The 20,746-nt window shown below is 41.7% G+C and carries 20 protein-coding genes and 2 tRNA genes; 8 read left to right on the top strand and 14 right to left on the bottom strand.

Annotated features, from left to right (window positions below):
* Nucleotides 1-165 precede the first annotated feature (165 nt).
* From AAGR14_RS02930 to AAGR14_RS02920, 3 genes are all read left to right on the top strand, one after another.
* On the top strand, nt 166-477 hold the full coding sequence (locus tag AAGR14_RS02930; RefSeq protein ID WP_342647103.1) for a hypothetical protein: 312 nt from the start codon (nt 166-168) through the stop codon (nt 475-477).
* A gap of 75 nt (nt 478-552) precedes the next feature.
* Nucleotides 553-1,062, top strand: a complete 510-nt coding sequence (locus tag AAGR14_RS02925; protein WP_342647102.1) for a hypothetical protein — start codon at nt 553-555, stop codon at nt 1,060-1,062.
* Between the two features lie 121 nt (nt 1,063-1,183).
* A complete protein-coding gene (locus AAGR14_RS02920) occupies nt 1,184-1,639 on the top strand; it encodes a hypothetical protein (protein WP_342647101.1) in 456 nt (151 codons plus the stop codon).
* A gap of 61 nt (nt 1,640-1,700) precedes the next feature.
* Here the strand turns inward: AAGR14_RS02920 and AAGR14_RS02915 are convergent, their stop codons facing one another.
* The 7 genes from AAGR14_RS02915 to AAGR14_RS02885 form a co-directional block, all read right to left on the bottom strand.
* Entirely contained in the window at nt 1,701-2,513 is an 813-nt protein-coding gene (locus AAGR14_RS02915) for an SDR family oxidoreductase (RefSeq protein WP_342647100.1), read from the bottom strand.
* 108 nt (nt 2,514-2,621) lie between these two features.
* Nucleotides 2,622-3,611, bottom strand: coding sequence for an L-histidine N(alpha)-methyltransferase (locus AAGR14_RS02910; protein ID WP_342647099.1), 990 nt, complete (start codon nt 3,609-3,611; stop codon nt 2,622-2,624).
* A gap of 16 nt (nt 3,612-3,627) precedes the next feature.
* Nucleotides 3,628-4,785, bottom strand: a complete 1,158-nt coding sequence (gene egtB / locus AAGR14_RS02905) for an ergothioneine biosynthesis protein EgtB (RefSeq protein ID WP_342647098.1) — start codon at nt 4,783-4,785, stop codon at nt 3,628-3,630.
* Nucleotides 4,775-6,346 (bottom strand): ABC transporter permease/substrate-binding protein, encoded by a 1,572-nt coding sequence (locus AAGR14_RS02900; RefSeq protein ID WP_342647097.1) that lies wholly within the window; start codon nt 6,344-6,346, stop codon nt 4,775-4,777. The genes egtB and AAGR14_RS02900 overlap by 11 nt, the downstream gene beginning before the upstream one ends.
* Entirely contained in the window at nt 6,343-7,302 is a 960-nt protein-coding gene (locus tag AAGR14_RS02895) for an ABC transporter ATP-binding protein (RefSeq protein WP_342647096.1), read from the bottom strand. The genes AAGR14_RS02900 and AAGR14_RS02895 overlap by 4 nt, the downstream gene beginning before the upstream one ends.
* Nucleotides 7,303-7,362: 60 nt before the next feature.
* Nucleotides 7,363-8,748 carry a mercuric reductase gene (locus AAGR14_RS02890; RefSeq protein WP_342647095.1) on the bottom strand — a complete coding sequence of 462 codons (1,386 nt, stop codon included), beginning with the start codon at nt 8,746-8,748 and terminating at the stop codon, nt 7,363-7,365.
* Entirely contained in the window at nt 8,748-9,029 is a 282-nt protein-coding gene (locus AAGR14_RS02885; protein WP_342647094.1) for a DUF427 domain-containing protein, read from the bottom strand. The genes AAGR14_RS02890 and AAGR14_RS02885 overlap by 1 nt, the downstream gene beginning before the upstream one ends.
* A 269-nt stretch (nt 9,030-9,298) precedes the next feature.
* On the opposite strand from AAGR14_RS02885, the gene AAGR14_RS02880 reads away from it, so the two are divergent.
* The 3 genes from AAGR14_RS02880 to AAGR14_RS02870 all read left to right on the top strand — a co-directional run bounded on the left by AAGR14_RS02880 (nt 9,299) and on the right by AAGR14_RS02870 (nt 10,290).
* Nucleotides 9,299-9,370, top strand: a tRNA-Glu gene (locus tag AAGR14_RS02880).
* Between the two features lie 24 nt (nt 9,371-9,394).
* A tRNA-Glu gene (locus AAGR14_RS02875) sits at nt 9,395-9,466 on the top strand.
* A gap of 116 nt (nt 9,467-9,582) precedes the next feature.
* On the top strand, nt 9,583-10,290 hold the full coding sequence (locus tag AAGR14_RS02870) for a hypothetical protein (RefSeq protein WP_342647093.1): 708 nt from the start codon (nt 9,583-9,585) through the stop codon (nt 10,288-10,290).
* 161 nt (nt 10,291-10,451) lie between these two features.
* Here AAGR14_RS02870 and AAGR14_RS02865 read toward each other — a convergent pair whose 3' ends face one another.
* The 3 genes from AAGR14_RS02865 to AAGR14_RS02855 all read right to left on the bottom strand — a co-directional run bounded on the left by AAGR14_RS02865 (nt 10,452) and on the right by AAGR14_RS02855 (nt 13,748).
* The gene (locus AAGR14_RS02865) at nt 10,452-11,636 is read right to left on the bottom strand and encodes an MFS transporter (RefSeq protein WP_342647092.1); all 1,185 of its coding nucleotides are present in this window, start codon (nt 11,634-11,636) and stop codon (nt 10,452-10,454) included.
* An 87-nt stretch (nt 11,637-11,723) separates the two neighbouring features.
* Entirely contained in the window at nt 11,724-13,247 is a 1,524-nt protein-coding gene (locus AAGR14_RS02860; protein ID WP_342647091.1) for a glycoside hydrolase family 28 protein, read from the bottom strand.
* A gap of 282 nt (nt 13,248-13,529) precedes the next feature.
* The gene (locus AAGR14_RS02855) at nt 13,530-13,748 is read right to left on the bottom strand and encodes a hypothetical protein (RefSeq protein WP_342647090.1); all 219 of its coding nucleotides are present in this window, start codon (nt 13,746-13,748) and stop codon (nt 13,530-13,532) included.
* A gap of 186 nt (nt 13,749-13,934) precedes the next feature.
* Between AAGR14_RS02855 and xth the strand changes: the two genes are divergently transcribed.
* Nucleotides 13,935-14,705, top strand: a complete 771-nt coding sequence (gene xth / locus AAGR14_RS02850; protein WP_342648723.1) for an exodeoxyribonuclease III — start codon at nt 13,935-13,937, stop codon at nt 14,703-14,705.
* Between the two features lie 86 nt (nt 14,706-14,791).
* Here xth and AAGR14_RS02845 read toward each other — a convergent pair whose 3' ends face one another.
* Nucleotides 14,792-15,088: a Dabb family protein gene (locus tag AAGR14_RS02845; RefSeq protein WP_342647089.1), complete on the bottom strand. Its 297-nt coding sequence runs from the start codon at nt 15,086-15,088 to the stop codon at nt 14,792-14,794.
* 45 nt (nt 15,089-15,133) lie between these two features.
* Nucleotides 15,134-15,715 carry a 2'-5' RNA ligase family protein gene (locus AAGR14_RS02840; RefSeq protein WP_342647088.1) on the bottom strand — a complete coding sequence of 194 codons (582 nt, stop codon included), beginning with the start codon at nt 15,713-15,715 and terminating at the stop codon, nt 15,134-15,136.
* Nucleotides 15,716-16,166: 451 nt separating this feature from the next.
* Here AAGR14_RS02840 and AAGR14_RS02835 point away from each other — a divergent pair, with 451 nt between their 5' ends.
* The gene (locus AAGR14_RS02835; RefSeq protein WP_342647087.1) at nt 16,167-17,042 is read left to right on the top strand and encodes a PfkB family carbohydrate kinase; all 876 of its coding nucleotides are present in this window, start codon (nt 16,167-16,169) and stop codon (nt 17,040-17,042) included.
* Nucleotide 17,043: 1 nt separating this feature from the next.
* Here the strand turns inward: AAGR14_RS02835 and AAGR14_RS02830 are convergent, their stop codons facing one another.
* Nucleotides 17,044-19,494, bottom strand: a complete 2,451-nt coding sequence (locus tag AAGR14_RS02830) for an AsmA family protein (protein ID WP_342647086.1) — start codon at nt 19,492-19,494, stop codon at nt 17,044-17,046.
* 141 nt (nt 19,495-19,635) lie between these two features.
* The gene (locus AAGR14_RS02825) at nt 19,636-20,580 is read right to left on the bottom strand and encodes a bifunctional helix-turn-helix transcriptional regulator/GNAT family N-acetyltransferase (RefSeq protein WP_342647085.1); all 945 of its coding nucleotides are present in this window, start codon (nt 20,578-20,580) and stop codon (nt 19,636-19,638) included.
* Between the last annotated feature and the right edge of the window lie 166 nt (nt 20,581-20,746).

Below are 20,746 nucleotides of genomic sequence, written 5' to 3'. Positions count from 1 at the left end.
ATGTAATTAATTACAACCTGCATGGTCTATTGTTGAGAAAATTTTTAACCTAAAAAGAAATTTAGCATAAATTGACATTGCAACCTAATGTCCCTATAGTTAATAGAAATATTAAACCATATTAATTTTAGCGTGTTAGCATATATATAGTTATATTACGATACAATGGATTACAACGTTTTTTTATTAGCCACTGACCCTAATGACCCGTGCCGAGACGTGATCCACTCGCGTGATACCTCGCTTAAAGTAAAAGTTTACTGTGTTAGCGAAGAAACCTTTACTCCTGATGGCAACGAAATACAGCTTTACGGTTATGCCGACGGCAAATTGTACGCCTTTGAAACCATCAATATAACACCGGACGACGCTTTGGATGTAATTAGTGCTATACAATGGTATGCCGAATACATTGAGTATCCCGACATGGAAATACTACCCGAAGATCCACGCATAGACAGTAACATTGCTATGTAGATTATCTCTTGTTTTTTAGGCATCAAAACAATATAAATGTTATATTGTAGGTAAAATAATATCATTTTATTTACCATGCCTAACATTACAGAGAAAGACATTGTAGAGTACTTAAAACAACAAGTTACCTATCATCAGCAGGAGGCTAAACGGTTTGAAACTTTGTTAAATGGTTTTACGGTTTCTGTACCCGCCTCTCCAAAAAACAAAAACGAAACTACCGCAGCACCGCAACCACTAAAGCCGGGTGGAGCTAAATCCCCGGCACCTAAAACTCCGGCAGATGCCCCAAAAGAGGAAAGCCCTGCTGAGGAGCAGACCAGCGTTGCAGAACCTGCCCAACCAATTGACATACCGGTAAAATACAGCGATGACCTACCGGTTAATCAAAAGATAGTTTTTGCATTAAAGGAAATTGGCTCCGGCTTTACTGAAGATATTGCCAATGCCATGGCACAATACGAACCTAAGTCGGACGCGAAAAAATTGAGCAGACAAATTACCGTCCCTCTTAACGAATTGAAAGAAGCCGGCCACATCAAAATTGAGAAAATCGGCCGAAAGGATAGATATTCGCTGGCTTAATCACCAATACGTCTAGCTAGCACTATGAGATTTAATCGTTAATATAAAATTTTCATTAGAAAGAAAATAAGACAAAACTGCATCGCTAAAATATTGTTGTTTAAACTGTTAATAACAAGTTATGGCAGACGAACAACAAGAACAGCTTCCTTCAGAACTTTACCGGATAAGCCGGGCTCAGATTGAGCACCACGATAATGGCGTAAACCAACGTGTTATATGGCTATCCATTGGGCAGTCGTTTTTTTTTAACGTTTACGCCATGCTGGTAACGGCAAAAGCCCCCACCCCCCAACTTTTCAAGAAACAAGAAATGCTGGCCGTTATTTTTCCGATAGCGGCTTTAATTGTTTCTATTTTTACTTTTATAGATGTATTGGCGGGCATATTTTACATGCGTAAACTACGTATGAATTACAAAGGACATACCGATGGAAGCTCGAGCGAGTACCATTATCCTATGCTAAACGGTAATAAGTGGGACCGAACCTTTCAGCGGATATCGCCGGTAATGATTCCGTTAGTTTTTATCATTACCTGGATTTATCTCCTGATGTTTGATCATAACTTATTATAAAATAAAACGGGGCCATTAGTACAATACCAATGGCCCCGTTTTATTTTTAATAAAGGGGTGATTATACTCCGCTAAAAACGGAAAAACCGCCGTCAACATAAACTACAGTTCCGCTTACAAAAGCAGAGGCATCACTTAACAACCAAACTAAGGCGCCTACCAATTCTTCAGGTTTACCAAACCTTTTAAAAGGAGTATTGGCCATAACCAGGTTGCCTCGCTCGGTATAGCTGCCGTCAGGCTGGGTAAGTAGGGTACGATTTTGCTCGGTTAAAAAAAAGCCAGGTGCAATGGCATTCATACGAATGCGGTCGCCGTATCTGTTGGCAGCCTCTAAAGCAAACCATTTGGTATAGTTGTCAATAGCCGCTTTAGCCATACTATAGCCTAATACCTTTGTGACGGCTTGCTGCGCTGCCATCGACGAAATGTTTATTATGCTACCCTTGCCGCCATCAGCCATTACCTTACCAAAGACTTGCGTTGGTAATAAAGTGCCCCAAAGATTAAGCTCCATTACCTGACGCATGCCATCCATGTTCATGGTAAACAAATCCTGATCGGGCTGTATTACCCCACCGGGCATGTTGCCGCCGGCACCGTTCACCAGTCCGTCAATACGGCCAAAAGCATCCATCATTTTATCGCGGGCTGCTTTTAAATGTGCTTCGTTAAGTACGTCTGCTACCAAAGCAATGGCTTTACCGCCCGCAGCATTAACGGCGTCGGCACGCTCGTTGGCAACCTTTTCGTTGCGGCCCAAAATACCAGCAATACCACCGGCATCAACTATGCCTTTTACAAAAGCGTCTCCTAAAACACCGGTACCACCGGTTACAATAATAACCTTGTCTTTTAGCGAAAAGCTTTCCATATTTATCGTGTTAATCTGGTCGCAAAAAAACTAATTTTTAGGGCAATTAGGTAAATTTTAATCGATTAAAACTGCATAAATGATGCATATACTACTAAAACGTTTTCGTTAAACCGCCAACCACAACGTATCTAAAAACCAGTTACGGCTATCAGAAAAATTTTGCATCGGCTTAAAACCAGCCTGTATACCCATCTGGCTAGCTTCGGCAATGGTGTACTTTTGTGATATCTCCATAAAAATATACTCATCTTTATTAAAGGTGATGGTCTCATCACAAAGCTCTACTTGCTGGTCAGCCAGGCTAATCAGGTAACTTTTGCACGATCCGGTTTCGGGATCGTAAGTGGGGTAATGCTCAAATCGGCTGGTATCGAAGTTAGCATTCAGTTCACGGTTAATTCGCTCCAATAAGTTGATGTTAAACCGGCGGGTATAACCTGCGGCGTCATTATAGGCAGCTAATATAGTTTGCGGATTTTTTTTAAGGTCGATACCCATCAATACCCGATCGCCAGCAGACAGGTGCCGGCGTAACTCCATACAAAACTCTTCGGCCTCAGCCACCGGCATGTTACCGATGTTGGAACCTAAAAACAAAACTACTTTACGGCGCGACGAGATGCGTGCTGCCTCGCCCATCATGTTAAAATACTCGCCGGTAAGTCCTTTAAGTTTGATGCCAGGTAAGGTAACCGGAAGTGTTTCCTCCAAAAAGTTAATTACGTGCCCTGATATGTCAATAGGCAGATAAGTAAAATCAGCCCGCTCATCTATTAACTGGCGTAGCAGATAAGTTGATTTCATGGCATCACCAGCACCTAACTCAATCAAATCAAACGGGCTACCGTCGGCAATCAAGGCCTCGGCTAAGGCTTGTGTTTGCTGTGTAAATATTTCCAGTTCGCAATCAGTTGGGTAATATTCAGGGCAGTTCATGATTTGCTGAAAAAGCTCATCACCCGTGGCATCGTAAAAATATTTTGCCTGTAAGTATTTGGGAGTTGCCTTAAGTCCGGCAAGCACATCTTTGCAAAATTGATGATCAAAGTCTTGCCCGGTTAACGGGCTGGTAGCTGTATTTTCTGTAGGTAGCATAAATGTGTGGTATCAGTTATCTGGCCAACCGGATGCCGGTAAAATGCCAGCGCAGGTTGGGATGAAAAAAATTGCGGTAAGTAATGCGGCTATGCCCTGGCGGGGTAGCAACGGATGCGCCGCGCAGCACTTTCTGGCTTACCATAAACTTGCCGTTATACTCGCCAATGGCGCCCGGAGCTTTATTAAACCCCGGATAAGGCAAATAAGCACTTTCGGTCCACTCCCAGCTTTTTCCCCAGTTAAATTGTGTAGCGGCAACTTCCCATTCAAACTCGGTGGGCAGGCGCATATCTTTCCATGACGCGTAAGCGTAGGCTTCATAGTAGCTTACATTGGTTACAGTATCATCGGGGTTGACCTTTTCCAGTCCGCACAGGGTGTAAATGTGCCACTCACCATCGATCTGATGCCAATACATAGGTGCGGTTATTTGGTTGGTTTTAACCCAATCCCAAGCCTCGGCATGCCAGTGTCTAAAATCCTGGTAACCGCCGCTGTTGATAAACTCCAGGTATTCGCCGTTAGTAACCAAAGCAGTACTCATTTCAAATTCATTGAGATAAACTTTGTGACGGTTAAGCTCATTATCAAAACAAAAACCTTCGCCCTGATGGCCTACCTCATAAACGCCTTCTGTTATACTGACAAAACCCGGTTGCTGCTCAAATTTTGGCGAAACGTACTCTTTGTTGTAAGCAGGCATTAAAGGGTTATTGCCCAAAATGTATTTAATATCGTAATACAAAAGCTCCTGATGTTGCTCTTCGTGGTTTAAACCTAAAATAAACAGTTCTTTAACCTCCGGCGATGGCTCGTGGCATAAAAAACTGTACATCGCCTCATCTACATATTCGCGGTAACGGTAAACATCAAGGACGGTAGGCCTGCTCAGGTTGCCACGGTCGGTTCTTACCACCCGGGCACCTACCGTTTCGTAGTAACTGTTAAATACGAAGTTAAAATCAGCGTTGTACTCCTGGTAACCCATAAAGTAAGGCTTCAGAATAAAAGTTTCGAAAAACCAGGTGGTGTGCCCAATGTGCCATTTAGGCGGACTCACATCAACCACTGGCTGCACTACGTAATCTTCGGTTTGTAAATGACTGCAAATATCTTCGGTACGGCGTCGCACCTCCTTGTATCGCTCGGCAAGGGTTATGCTATTTTTCACTATCTAAAAAGCGTTTTAAGTCTGTAATTGTTTTGATGCCTAATTTATCAGTTTGTTGTTTACGCATCATTAAGGCATAGGCATTATTAAAACCAATGGGCTTTAACCATTGGATGTGATAGCGTTTGATAAACTGCTCTTGCACATACTGGTAAGTCTTGTCTTTATCTGCTTCAACTTGCTTTAATACAGACGGTTGCGGATGCAATAAAACCAATAGACCAGTACCGGTATATTCTGGATAAAAATCAATCTGGTTATTAGTTAAGGCATCAAAGCAAATTTTAGTACCACCCATACCCGTTTTAGTGGATGCGTGGTAAGGTGTATAACCTTCTATTAACATACTGTACATATTGGCCAGTATATATTGCTCTCCAAAAACTTTAGAACCAATACGTACCGTACCGTTTTTACCAGCAGTTTCGGGTTTGTAAAGATGATGCGCTACTAAAAAATCTTTAGCTACGCGCTCGGGCGTTTGGTGCAGGTAATCTGTCCGGTAATTCAGATCTGTCATGACCGAATCGTTGATGTGACCGCTCAGCAGGTTCAGCGTTTTTTCTAACTCCGGAAACTTTTGCAAGGCATCCTGCCGCACAATCGGCGCGGCATAGTAAGGCGGAAATATCTTTTTATCATCATCGAGCACCACCAGGTTATAAGCCTTAAGCCGTCCATCGGTTGAGTAACCACTGATGACGTCTATCTCTTTTTCGAAAGCCGCCTTGTACATTACCGCGTCGTTAATAACAATGGTGTGTATTTTTAGTCCATATTTTTTTTGCAGGCCCAGGTTGCCGTCTTCGCGCCCCATAAATTCGGGTGTAAAACCGGCCGTGAGTTTACCAGCCGAGGTGGCCGGCAGCAGATGCAAAGCAGCCAGCATTACTGCAACAGCCAGCAAGGCATACAATGCAACCTTTAATTTTTTGAAGCTGATTTTTTGCAATAGCGCTAAAGCCAAATCGAACAAAATGGCCAGCAAAGCTGCCGGAATAGCTCCGGCCAGTATCATGTTACTGTTATTGAGCGATATACCACCGAAGATAAACTCGCCCAAACCACCGGCAGCAATATAAGATGCCAGTGTGGCTACCCCTACATTAATTACCGTTGCCGTGCGTATACCCGCCAGTATTACCGGCATGGCCAAAGGCAACTCTACCTTAAAAAGTATTTGCGAAGCACTCATGCCCATGGCCTGCGCAGCCTCTTTAACCGATGCATTTACCCCCGTTATGCCGGTAAAGGTATTGCGGATGATGGGCAGCAAAGCATACAAAAACAAAGCAACAATAGCAGGTTTAGGGCCAATACCCAGCAACGGAATCATAAAACCCAGCAGGGCAATGCTCGGTATAGTTTGCAGTACACCGGCCACGCCAAGTACCGCTCCCGAAAACTGCTTTTTACGGGCAATAAAAACCCCCAACGGTAAACCAATAATTACGGCAATCAGTAACGATATAAAGGTAAGGCTAATATGTTCCAGCGTTTGGGTAAGCAGCTTGTCCGATTGCTGCTGCATAAACTGCCACAAGGTTTGCTGTTCAATCATGCTTTTACCTGGTTTTGATAACTCTCATAAGCCGACATTAAACCGGTAAAACTGATGGCTTTTAGTGTACCGTCTGCTAACTTTACATTTACAGGATAACTGGCATCTTTCAAAACTTCCATGGCCTGCCATACGCTGCTATCTCCTGTTAAAGAGGCAGTTTGCTGAGCCTCTACCATATTGGCAGGCAAAGCGGCGGCAATAGCATCCAGGTTTACCAACCTCAGTTCTAATTGCAAACGCTGAGATTGCAGAAAATCGCTTACAAAACGGTTAGCCGGTTTAAACAACAGCCCGGCGGGTGTGCCTTGCTGCACAATGCGGCCCTGATCCATAATAGCAATCTGGTCGCCTAATTCAAAAGCTTCCTGCACGTCGTGCGTTACCATTACTATCGTTTTGCGTTGCAGTTCATCCAGCGTTTTAAAGTCGGCTTGTATTTTGGCTCGGGTAATATTGTCTAAAGCGCCAAAAGGCTCATCCATCAGCAAAACCGGTGCATCTGCTATCAACGCGCGTGCCAGGCCTACTCGCTGCTGCTGCCCGCCGCTCAATTGATGCGGATATTTTTGCAAAACATCTTGTGGTAAATTTAGCTTTTGAATAAGCTCTTGAGTACGTGTTTGGATGCGCTGCTTATCCCATTTGAGGAGATTAGCCACCACGGCAATATTTTCGGCAATAGTATAATGCGGAAACAGCCCTGTATTTTGCAGCACATAGCCAATTTGACGCCGTAACAATTCGGGGGGCTTATTGGTAATATCCTCCCCATTTATTTGTATTTGCCCCTGCGTAGGCTCAATTAACCGGTTGAGCATTTTAAGGGTGGTGGTTTTACCGCAGCCACTGGTGCCTAATAAAACCAGGTTTTGGCCTTCGGCTACCTCAAAAGAAATATCATTTACGGCCTTTGCCTGGCCGTAATGCTTGCTGAGGTGCTCAACCTTAATCATGTTTAAATATAAAAGGAATAGCTATGGTTTACAACCGGTTTAAACGTTGCCGGTTATAAATTATTCATCCAGTTTCATAAAAAGATTATTAAGCGACTCGGTGTAAGTTGGATGCGCAAATACGCAATAACGAATACGATCATAAGTAATGCCGCCCTGCATAGCCATTTGCAGCACCGACATAATCTCGCCGCCTTCTTCGCCCAAAATAGCAGCACCCAATATCTGCTTGGTGTCGGCATCTACCACGGCTTTCATCAAACCACGGGTTTCGCCTACCTCTACTGCTCGGGCTACTGACTCCATTTTAAGCACAGCTACTTTGTAATTGACGCCCTGATTTTTGGCCTCTGCCTCGGTTATACCAATGCGCCCCAACTGCGGGTCGGTAAACATGCAGTAAGGCAACGGGCGGTCATCGGTAGTTAAATGTTGCCCTTGCAGTAAATTACGCCACACAATCGTAAAATCATTATAGGCAATATGGGTAAATGCAGGTCCGCCATTGATGTCACCAAGCGCATAGATGCCCGGCACATTAGTCTCCAATTTGTTATTTACTTTAACAAAGCCTTTCTCATTTGTTTCAATCCCTGCGGCCTGCAAGTTTAGAGCTTTGGTTTGCGGCTCCCGACCGGCAGCAATTAACACATGGGTACACTCCTGCACCTCGGTGCGTCCGTTAATATCTAATGTAGCCAGTATACGCCCGTGGTGGTCTTTTTCAAACTTAGTAGCCTGGGTTTTTGCATGAACAGCAATGCCTTCTTCTGCTAAGATATTACTAATCTCGTGTGCTATATCTTCATCTTCGTGGCTCATAATACGTTCGCCGCGTTCGAGTAACGTAATCTGACTGCCGAAACGCCTAAACATCTGTCCAAACTCCAATCCGATATAATTGCCGCCAATAATTAAAATATGCTGTGGTACTGTCTCCAGTTCCAGAATGGATGTTGATGTTAAATAATCAATATCCTGCAGGCCATCTATATGAGGTATAACAGGCTGCAAACCGGCGTTGATAAAAATTTGTTCAGCCGTTAGTTCCTCAACACCTGCGTCATTTAATTCAACTTTCACCGTTTTAGGCCCGGTAAAGCTTCCCTTGCCAAATAATAGATCGATGTTCGGGTCTTCTTCCAGGCTTTTTTGATTACCGCTTCGGGAGTGCTCTACAATGGCATCTTTTCGCTTTTTAATCTGCGGCATATCAACACTATAACCATCAATATGCACCCCTAAATTATTGCAACGCCCGGCCAAATAAGCAGCACGGGCCGATGCTACCATGGCTTTAGTAGGTGTGCACCCATCATTAACACAGGTACCACCCACCAGGCGCTTTTCTATAATAGCAACTTTTTTACCGGCCTTGGCCATTTTTCGAGCCAGCGGACTACCTGCCTGCCCCGAGCCGATAATAATTACGTCGTATTGCTTCATTATTCTGTTACCTTAACGCCTTTCCAAAACGCCACGTAATTTTTAATTTGCGCGGCAGCCTCTTTTGGTTCAGGATAATACCAGGCAGCATCTTTATTTTGCTGCCCATCTACTTCGAGCGTGTAGTAAGAGGCCAAGCCTTTCCAAGGGCAAGTAGTGTGAGTGTCAGAGGATTTTAAAAATTCGGCCTTTACACTTTCTTTTGGAAAATAGTGATTATTTTCAACAACGATGGTTTGGTTGCTTTCGGCAATTACCTGGTTATTCCAAAGAGCTTTCATAGGTACGGAAATTATGTTTTTATGCTTAAGAAGTTAAACTTGAGGTGTAACTTTGGTAGAATAACTTTAAGCCGAAATTGTTTGGAAACGCTGGCAGTTGACTTAGCACTAAAAAGTGAAAATTTTTGATAAAATATTTTTTAATTATTCAGATTATCGTCTATCTTTGCAGTCCCAAAATAAGGGATTTGTTCTTTAAAGCATGGCAAAAATCAAACTTTCTATAAAAGAAGTTTAATTTGTAAAGCCATAACTTTAACCTATTAATTGGTCTATTCGTCTAGGGGTTAGGACGCCAGATTTTCATTCTGGAAACAGGGGTTCGATTCCCCTATGGACTACTTTAATTAAATTCACCAATATTTGGTCCATTCGTCTAGGGGTTAGGACATCAGATTTTCATTCTGGCAACAGGGGTTCGATTCCCCTATGGACTACACGAAACCATTAATGCCTTAAGCTAATTAGCTTAAGGCATTTTTTTTGACGGCACATTTTGTACTTTTGTTGACGGGTAGATTAATCCTTTATCACCCATTACAATAATTCATCAATGAAAACCCTTAACCTTATTTTTGCCTTTGCGCTTTTAACAGCATTTACATCATGTAAAAAAAGCAATTATCCAGACCCTACAGTTGACCCACCTACCAAACCTGTTATAGCCGCTTTTCGCGATTCAGTATCTTATACCATAGATGGTAAGAATTATTGGGCCAGCGGCCAGGGCCTAAATGATATCCAGACTGGCTCCCAAGACGCTAACCGCAAACTTGTTGTAAATAGTTTTAGTTATGCCCTTATAGGCAACCCGGATTCTGTAATGCATTATCAAAAAAACTATTTGACTGGTAAAAACGGAAGCATCTGCATTATCTTCTTAAAAAAGTATCTGAAGTCAACACGGGGTCTTCCCGGAATGCCAGGCTTAAATAATGTTCTTAAATTATTTACGGCAGGACAACACCCAGTTGTTGAAGATTTTGGATGGCAAAACACTCAAAATGGTGTTGCCATTGAGGTACCGGGAGGCACATCTTACAATGCCTACAACGGATTAAAGACTATTGTAGCTTCACCGGGCTTTCAAAGAAATTCAATTTTTGAGGTTACTGACTTTGTACTAAATGCATCGCGTGGCTATAATCTTAAAGCAAAATTTACTGCTATCCTATTAGATGAGGCGGGTAAGCAGAAAAAGTTAGAGAATGGCTATCTGCAATTAAACCTTGTTCCCCCCTACAATACCTTGGCTGATTAGAGCATGAATGCAAACTAAAAGGTTTACGTCTTTGCCTATTGGTGCAAAATGGAAACAATTACCTGCTGAATATTGAACATCTTAACTAAAGTGGTTAGATATTTATTACCATATAAATTACCCAAATAAGAAAGCCGCTCTCATAAGCGGCTTTCTTATTTCTATGCCATTAATGCTCGATCTTTAATGACGTCTGACATTGCCGGTTTAGGCCTTTTAATCAGCACTAACGCAATTAAAACACCGGCCAATGCCATTACCGCACCTACCAATGCAGGCCAGTTAAAGCCTAAACCTGCCGCTATGGGCAAGCCTCCAAAAAGTGCGCCCAGCGCATTACCAATGTTAAAAGACGCCTGGGTAACGGCGGCCCCAAGCATTTCGGCTCCCTTAGCAGTGTTAATCATCAAAATTTGTATAGGTGATGCCAGCGCAATAGATAAAGCCCCGGCAATAAAGGTGAGCAATAAGGAAATGATTTGATTGCCCGAAAGGAAATAAATAGCCAGCAGCGTGACCGCCATTGCTACCAGCAGGACTGCACAGGCTTTAACGGGCTCAAAACTATCGGCGAGTTTGCCGCCAATCACATTACCTACAACCATACCAAAACCCGCAAGCACTAAAATCCAGGATACACTGTTGCTCGAAAAGTGCGATACCTCTGTCATGAGCGGAGCAATGTAACTGATCCAGGCAAATAAGCCACCGGTACCAATAGCCGTAATTAAGATAATTAACCAGGCTTCGGTACTTTTAAATAACTGCAGTTCAGACCGTGCATTGCCGGTACGATTTACAGGCAGTGCCGGCAACCATAATTTTAAAAAGACGAGTGTAATTAAACCAATGGCGGCAACAATGCCAAACGTGTATCGCCATAAAAAGTGATGCCCTACCCAGGTACCCAAAGGTACCGTGACCAGATTGGCTATAGTTAAGCCAGCAAACATCATGGATATAGCCTGAGCCTGTTTGCCTTTATCGGCCAGGCGGCTTGCCACTACCGACCCTACTCCAAAAAATGCCCCATGTGGCAAACCTGCAAAAAAGCGGGCCATCAGCAACGTTAAATGACTAGGTGCAAAAGCCGAAAAAGTATTAAACGCTGTAAAAATGAGCATCAGCGCCAGTAGTATCTTTTTGGGCGGATAATTGCTGCTCATCATCACCAGTAAAGGCGCACCTACCACTACGCCCAAAGCATACGCCGATATTAAATGCCCCGCCGCAGGTATAGTAATATGCAAATCGCGGGCTATGTCGGGCAGCAATCCCATCATTACAAACTCGGTAGTACCAATACCTAAGCCACCTAACATTAATGGGAAAAGGCTTTTTTTCATCGTGCTTTAGCGTTTCTGCAAAAGTAAAAATGCACTATGAAAAACATGCCATATTAGTGTATTTTTCACACTAACCTCAATCGCGTTTTAATAATCTACATAGGTACTGTTGTTAATGGTGTATTGTGGTTTACCGCCATCAAGCATTGTTACATCCGTAAATTTTACATTTTCAGCATCATTGACTTGCACTTTTGCCCCTTTCGGTAAAATAATATGGTTGAACTTTACTGCTTTAAGTTTATGGGCCGCATCTTTAAAACCGTTGATATTAATGACTGGCTCCTGTATACCGGCTTTTGACAGGTCGATACTACTGAACACATAATTTTCAAATATTGGCGGTTCAGGAGCAGCGGCGCCATCGTTATTGTAGTTTACAGCCGAAAAGATGGTAATCTGCAACAACTGGCAATCGGCTACAGTTACATTTTTCACATAACCTCCGCGTTCTTTAGTACCTTTTATCTGCAGACCATGTAATAAAGCGCCGGCCTTACAATCGCGCACCAATACATCACTTACACCGCCCGACATTTCGCTGCCGATAGAAATACCGTGCCCGCGGGTAAACTCGCAATCGGTTATTCTGACATTGCGGGTAGGTTTACCTATGGTGAAACCTTCCGGGTTTTTACCCGATTTTATAGCAATGCAATCATCACCGGTAGAAAACGAGCAATTGAAAATATAACTATCATCTGATGAATCCGGGTCTAATCCATCTCCGTTACGCGCTGTACTTACAATGTTGAGGTCATGACAGGTAATACCTTTGCTGTAGATATAATGGATAGTCCAGCAGGGAGAATCTTTTATTTGCAAGCCTCCAATTTCAACATCATGACAATTCATCAAACAAATTAAGCGCCCGCGGCTACGCATGCCATGCTTGTCAATCATAAGCTTGCCCAAAGCACTACCGCCCCCACTGATGACGCCTTCTCCTTTTATCCCCAATTGCTCAATCGAAAAACCACCTTTATTATTCATTACACCAGCATTCAGCAAGCTCGCAAACGTTTTCATTTCCCAACCTTCAAATCGGTTATTATAGAAAGGCAGGTAGTCATCTGTATTGCCACTGCCTTTAAGTATCCCATTTTTGGCAATCTCCAACGTCATATAGCTTTTCAGGTAAAGGGCGCCGCTTAAAAAGGTTCCTTCCGGTATTAATACAGTGCCACCTTTAGGGCAACCATCAATTGCCTTTTGAATGGCTTTAGTATTTAACACTATACCATCACCTTTAGCTCCAAAATCTGTTACGTTTAGTATTTTTCCGGTTGCTTTGGTAGTAAATTTAACAATAGTGCTGTTTACAGATAGTTTTCCGTCCTTATCCTCAGATTTAATGGTACAGGTGTAAACCTTAGATGGCTGTAAGGCATTAAAAAGGTAATTGCATTTAACAGATACCCCTGCTTCTTTACCGTTCAAAATAACATGGTACCGCACGATGTTGCGATAATCATCAGGTTTATCCCAAAGCAGGGCAGCCGAATGGGACGACAAGGTACCAGGTGCAATCAGCGGTTTTTGCGGCGATTGTATGGCAAATGTTGAGTTAAACAATGGCAAAAGCAACGCAAGAAGTATAAATTTCTTCATCAGTAATAGGTTGGATGTAAAAGATTACCGGCTAAACAGGTATGATTTAACAAGCTTGGGTGCTTCGAAAATAAGATTAATAAATCACGCAGCATCCAGTAATTGATTTTTTACAGAAGTACAGGGCGCATCAAGTTTTGGTAAAGCGGGTGTCGACTAATAAAATTCGGTTAGCCAAAGGCGGAAACAATTTTCGGAATTTGTGTAAAAATATAAATGCCGTCTTAAAAAACGGCATTTATGTTAGGGAGAATGTACGAGTAACAGAAATTAGCCCTTTAGCTACCATTCGTCTGATAGACTATCAGTTTCTGATTTGGCTACAATGGCACTCATTTGCCCTACTTTGTTGCAAAAATCATCCTCGTTGGTGGTAATGGTAATTTGCATTTGTGCCACACGGCCATCGGGTAACACTACTGTTTTAATACAATTAGAAAGTTTGGCATACTTGGTCGAGAATCTGTCCAGAAACTCTTGTCCGTCAAATTGAAAAATCATACGCTACTTTATTTAGGGGTATCAATAGTTTATTTGCCTAATTATACTAAAATTTTATATTAATTGGCAAAAGCGACAATAAACAAAATTTAATTTCAATTAGCACTCATTTAGTATTACGAATGAGTTGATTTTATGGTTGCATGTTTTGTAAATAATGCCGTACATTTCCTACTCCTTATAATGATGAAAATAGCAACCTACAATGTTAATAGCATAAACAGCCGTTTGCCGGTATTACTGCGCTGGCTAAATGAGTCGCAACCCGACGTGGTATGCCTGCAGGAACTAAAAGCTCCGCAAGAAAAATTTCCGTTAGAAGCCATACAAGCCGCGGGCTACCAAGCTGTATGGCATGGGCAAAAAAGCTGGAACGGCGTGGCGATTTTAGCGCGGAATGCCGAAATTACAGAAGTAACCCGCGCTTTACCCGGCGACCCAGATGATGAACAAAGCCGGTATTTAGAGGCCATTATAAATGACATAGTGATTGGCTGCCTGTATTTGCCAAATGGCAACCCTGCGCCCGGACCCAAGTTTGATTACAAACTGCAATGGATGGAACGGCTTACTGCTCATGCCGCCAATTTATTATCCAAAAACTTGCCGGTAGTATTAGCCGGCGATTATAATATGATACCAGCAGAACAAGATGTATACAAGCCAGAACGTTGGCTGGAGGATGCTTTGTTCAGACCTGAAACCCGGGCGGCTTTCGAGAAACTGACAGGCCAGGGCTGGACGGATGCCCTACGCAGTTTATATCCGGATGAAACGATTTATACTTTTTGGGACTATTTTAGAAACGCTTACGGGCGGAACGCCGGCTTACGGATTGACCATTTTTTGCTGAGCCCGGCTTTAAGTGGCCGGCTCGCCGCCGCCGGTGTTGATAAACAGGTACGTGGCTGGGAGAAAACCAGCGACCACGCTCCCACTTGGATTGAATTAACTTAAACCTTAAGTTGGTTCAACCTAATTAAATCCGGGGGAAGAAATGCAATTGCTTATCATACTTCTTCCCCCAAATTAAACATAGCTAATTATTGAGCATCGTAAATAACGACTTTATCAAATAGTTCTCTAAACTGATCTAAGAAGGCTTTGTGGATTTCGTGTACCTGGTAAACGTCGTGTGCTGCCAGATCTTCAAAAAATACAACCAGGCTAAATGTATAAGTAGTATCTACCACAGCACGTTCAATTGGTGCCGGTGTACCTATATGGAGATTTTTTATCACTTCTATACTTTCCAAGCTTTGTAAGCCCTCACGGAAAGCTTGTTTCTGTTCGTTGGTGGTATCGGCTTTTAGCCAAAATAATACATGGTGCGCTATCATGCCGCAAATATATTAATCTATCTACTTAGTATAACATTTCAAAATCTATAGCAGGGTATCAAATAAGTCTGTTTGTCGACCATAATAAGGGCCAATTTTAAAATTAAACAACTCAACTTTTTTGTAACTACCCTCATGCCTTACCCGCTCTTCATCAAAATTTCTTCTTAATAATAACATGTCTTTTGCATAATAACCATCAAAAAAAAATTCGCTTTTAAAATCTTTCCAAGCACACTCAAACTGCCGTTCCGTCATTTGTTTTGCAATAGTCACATGAGGCTTGCTCGAAAAGTTTGGAACAAATTTGGATGGATATGTGTCGTTATTAATGAAAGATTTTAAACCCACTATAATCTTTATAATTTCCTGTTGCTGGCATACTTTTAAAAATATTGTCTGTTTATTGAACCTTCCAAATCCTCTTAAATCTACATTGAGTGCTGCAATAGTACTTGCATATAACCTAAGCATATTTCGCAATTCAATCTCATTACTTTCTCGCAACACAAATTGAGACAATGTAATGTGAGGAATCAAGTTGGAAGCAAGAGCGCATTTATAATCAATAGTAAACTTATTTTTAAATTCGAAAATCTTCTTTTTGAGGCGATCTTCAGGTGACAATACCAACAAATATTCAAAGCATGCCATAAACATTAAATAGACTATACTAATAAAAATCAAATTCAAATTACTAACAAAATTAGCAATTTGAATTGCAATTATGATCCTTTTTACGAAATATAACTTTTATCAATAATTGAGCTTGTTTTAAGCACTGGCACAATCATTTTTAGATCTAAATCATGCCGCTAAAAATATTCCCATTTTTATTGGTTTCCATGCCTGTTTCTTAAGTGTATAATATCTTCCTTTAGAATTTGCTACCCGGTAATTTTAACTGACGCATAATTTTATAGATTAATGAAGAACCTTAAAGATTTATCATCTGTAAAGGATTCCTGGTACATTTTTTTGTCACTATTTAAATGCCGTTATCAAATTTGAAGTAATAGCAGTTACTTTGCGCCTTAAAAGTATATTTACAGTTTATTTATTCACGCTTAAGTTCATCATGTTTGATATTTGTTGCATTGGTCATATTACAAAGGATAGGGTAGTTAATTCTTCGGGCGAGCATTACCTGGCCGGAGGCACTGCTTTTTATTTCGCCAATGCCTTGCATCAAATGCCTGTGAATCTTGGGTTGGTAACGGCGGTTGGCCAGAGTGAGTTATCTGTGGTAGATGAGCTTAAGCAAAAAGGTGTAAAAGTCACCACCTTACCAAGTGAGCACTCGGTATACTTTGAAAACATCTACGCACAAAACCAGGACCACCGTACCCAGCGTGTACTTCAAAAAGCGGAGCCATTTGGTACCGCGCAATTTGCTGATGTTGAGGCGCGTATTTTTCACCTTGGCCCGCTGCTGGCCGATGATATGCCTTTAGACCTTATCCAGTACCTGGCCACCAAGGGCAAGGTATCATTAGATGCACAAGGTTACCTGCGCGAAGTACGCGATTACCAGGTACACGCCATTGACTGGCCCGAAAAGCTGGCTGCGCTACCGCATATCAGCATTTTAAAAGTAAACGAATTTGAATCGGAAGTGCTTACCGGCATTAATGATATCCGTGACGGTGCGCGCCAACTGGCAGAATGGGGTGTACAAGAAGTGGTGGTTACTTTAGGCAGTGCAGGCTCGCTGATTTATATAAATGACGAGTTTCATGAAATACCGGCATACGTGCCTACCTCAATAACCGATGCTACAGGCTGCGGCGATACCTATATGGCCGGCTACTTGTACCAGCGCAACCAGGGGAAAGATGTAAGTACGTCGGGCAAGTTTGCAGCTGCTATAGCCAGTTTAAAAATTGCAGCTCCCGGCCCATACACTGGTACAGAGGAGCAGGTAATGCAATTTTTAAACGAGCAAGCGCAATAAATTATTTGTGATTTTTGTTCCAGCCTACTTTTAGCTTGCCGTCTTCATCCTGGCGGGCTAATAAGTGCAGCACAATACCTCTAAATCGCCGTTTCTCCAGTTCTGCTTTATCGGTAATATCCTCGTCTTTTTTAGGGTTTCGTAAAGGCACATCTAAAGCAATACTGGTGCCGCGGGTAAAGCCATAAACACCCGCCACATCAGCATTCAACACGCTTGAGCTTATTTTCATGGGATTAATAATTACCTTTTCACCTTCTAAATTAAACCGGGCATCCAGCTTAGGAATTTGTATGTTTTTTAAATCGCGGAACGGAAAAGCAAACTTGCCTACACTAATCAACGGATCAAAATTTAACAGTGAGGCCTGCCTCAAACTTACATCTACAATGCCATGTACCGAGCGTGGCGACAGATCACCGGCATCTGTAACGCCGCCTGTAATTTTAGCTTTAGCCGATAAAAAGCCCTGCAGATTTTTGTAAGTGAGCGATTGCAAACCAAAATTATCAAACGACTTAAAAAATTCCTGCATGTTCACATTAACTACAGTGGTGTTTAAATCAAACCGGTTCGTGCTACCACTACCCTGGGTTAAGCGCCCGTTTAAATTCATATAGCCGCCTGCATTTTTAAGGCGTACATCTTTCAAAATTACGCCATCGCTGGTAGTCAGCAAATCGGCATTTAAATCGGTAGCTAAAAATTTACGGTAGTAAACTTTGGCAACGGTTAAGTGCATCTGTGCATTGCCTTTATTAAGTACGGTACCCAACTGGTCAATCACATTCGGACTATTGCCTGCAGCATTAGTTCGGTGTGCCTCGGGGCGCTTGCTTACCTGTTTACGAGCTGATAAAAAACCTAAAAATTCAGCCAGCCGTAATTCAGGACTGTTAATTTTCCAGGTGAGGAGTATTTTTTCGGGTGCATCATAATATAAATTCAGGAAGTTGTTAACACGGCCTTCCATCATCACTACGCTTCGCCCGCTTTGCAGCTTAATGTTGTTCAAAATTAAATCATCCTTTACAAAGTTGAGTGATAGTGAGGTATTTTTAAAAGGAAGATTACGTGGCAGGTACACTGCGCTGGCATTTTTAAAGTTAATAACACCAGCAATTACCGGCTTATTCAGCTTCAGGTTAATTACATCTGCCTTGTAGCGTAGTTTAGCATCAGCAGTGCCGCCCGTAAACTTAGCAATATCGCTGAGCATATAATTTAGGTTAGCCAGTGGAAAATGTGCATCAAAATTACCGGTAGCAATGGGTTTCTCTAAATTGAGGATGCTTCCTGTATCAATCAGAAACGGCACATGATTATAACGGCCGGTAAACTTAAACAATCGGATAGCTGAGTTGGCATCATCATACCCCTTATCGGCTGCTACATGGTTAGAAAACTCGGCCGCAAAACTGCAGCTATCAATAACCGCCCCAGGTATAATTAATTTATTGTTCTTTATATCTCCTATAACATGCAGGTAAGGGTCGCCTCCGCCTAAACTACCTTTAATTTGAGCCCTGATATCTATCGGCTTTCCCAAATTAAACATATTAAGTGTTTTGGTAATATTAGCGGCCAGCAACGCCGAGGCATTGCGCCAGGTTATCTGGTTAGCGACTATATTGATATCAAACAGCGTTTCTTTTTTACCGGTATCAAACAAGGCATTAATCTGAAAAGGATCATCGCCAATATTTAACCCTTTTGAGGTAACATTAATTTTTGCTGTACTTTCATTATAACCGGCAATCATTTGCCCGCTAATAACCTTGTCTTTAATAAAACTACCTTTTTGAGTATTGAATGCCAAACTTTTAGCCAGCACGTTTAAATTTAAATCGGCCCGCCAACCCGAGTCCGGATAATTCATTTTACCGTCTAGCCGGTTAATGTAAAACTGAAACAGCTTACTGCTTTTCTGATTATTGACAGCAAAGCTTACCTTACTCAACGAAAACTGACCAAACTCGGCAGAACTGCCGCCATCATCTTTCTCTTCACTTTTATTTTCAGGCTGTTTATTCTTCTTTTTAAATACCGAGGTATTACTGTACCCTGTGCTGTCTTTATATAAATCAATAACAGCATTACTTATTTCAATATTACTAATGCGTATAGCACCACGCAATAACGCAGCTGTATTTATGGATACATCAAAATCTTTAGCATCCAGCAGCGTATGACGATGCTCATTCCAGCGCTTATCGCGAATGGATACGTTTTTAAGAGATACGGATATACCTGGAAAGCCCTTAAAAAATGTAGTTTCCATATCGCCAATAGCCAGCTTGCCATCCAGGTTTTTATTTAGGGTACCCGTTATCAGCGTCAGCACCTTTTCTTTATGAGTGTTAACGTATATAAATAAACCTACCGAAAGCAGAATAAATAACAGAAATATAGCGGCTACTACTTTGAGCAGCACTTTTAACCATTTGGGCATCTTCAAATTTATGTAAGAAGCCTAAATAGTTTCAATTTGTTTTACTACAGCCGTTTACAGCTAAAACTTATCGTATTTTACTATAACTTAGTTGTCTGCAATAATCTGTACTTGTAGTAAGCTTAATTATCGACTTAAACCCTATAATTTTAAGCTCATTTGAATGTTGCAACGTTCGTAAGGTGATGGAACACCTATTATTTTGGTAAAGCCTAATTTATGGTAGAGGTTAATGGCCGGCTTTAATACAGTGTTACTTTCTAAGTACAACTGTTTGGCTCCTGCTTGCCGTGCTGTGTTAATAGCAGCGTTGCCTAAAAGCAACCCAATGCCCTTACCTTTAGCTTTTGGTGATACGGCCATTTTAGCTAACTCAAAAGTATGATTTTCCATTTTAATAAGGGCACATGTACCCACCGGTTCATCATGATACAAGGCCATCAAAATATAACCACCCTTATTTAAAATATATTCTTCGGGATGATCCAATGCCTTGTAATCTGATTCTTCCATTTTAAAATGAGTGGTAATCCATTCTTCATTTAAATCCTTAAAAGCCTGTTTATATTTCGGCTGATAATCTACAATCTCCACATCGCGGCTTTCCCGTAACTTTTTTTCTTGTTCCACACGCTTTAATAAATCTTTTTGCTCTAATAAAAACTCCCATTCTTCAATAGCCCGCCATATATCGTGCTGTGTTTCTCCAATGGCTTTCTCCACGGCGGCATTAACATCAGCATATTGCACCTGTATACGCTCATTAATTTTCACCCCCCAGTCAGATAATTGCACGTTGCTTTTACGCCCGTCATTACTATTACTGCTGTTTTGTATCAAGCCAGCTTTTAACATCTCTTTAACCAAAATGCTTACCGATGGATGTGACTGCCCTATTTCGCGGGCAAGCTGCACGATAGACTTTGTTTCTCCAGTAGACAAAGCATAAAAAACCGGGAACCATTTAGGTTGCATATCAATATTATAAAGCTGATAAACCTGGCCTGCCTGCTCGGTCAATGTTTCACTTAACCTCCTCAAACGACTTCCCAAAGCCATCTTTCCCATTTTGTTATATATATCCATAGCTATTTACGTAGTTAATTACGCAATTTTAAACAATTGATATTTAAAATCAAATAGATTCATAATTTAATGCATAAGCTACCTGCTCCATCCTGTATATATAACATCGAGGATATTTTAATTGTAGCTTAGTTATACCAATTATTACTCATTAACACCTTTATGG

This window comes from Mucilaginibacter sp. CSA2-8R, assembly GCF_038806765.1.
Taxonomy (GTDB): Bacteria; Bacteroidota; Bacteroidia; order Sphingobacteriales; family Sphingobacteriaceae; genus Mucilaginibacter.
The sequence above is the reverse complement of the archived record's forward strand: the minus strand, read 5'-3'. Positions and strand labels throughout refer to the sequence as shown.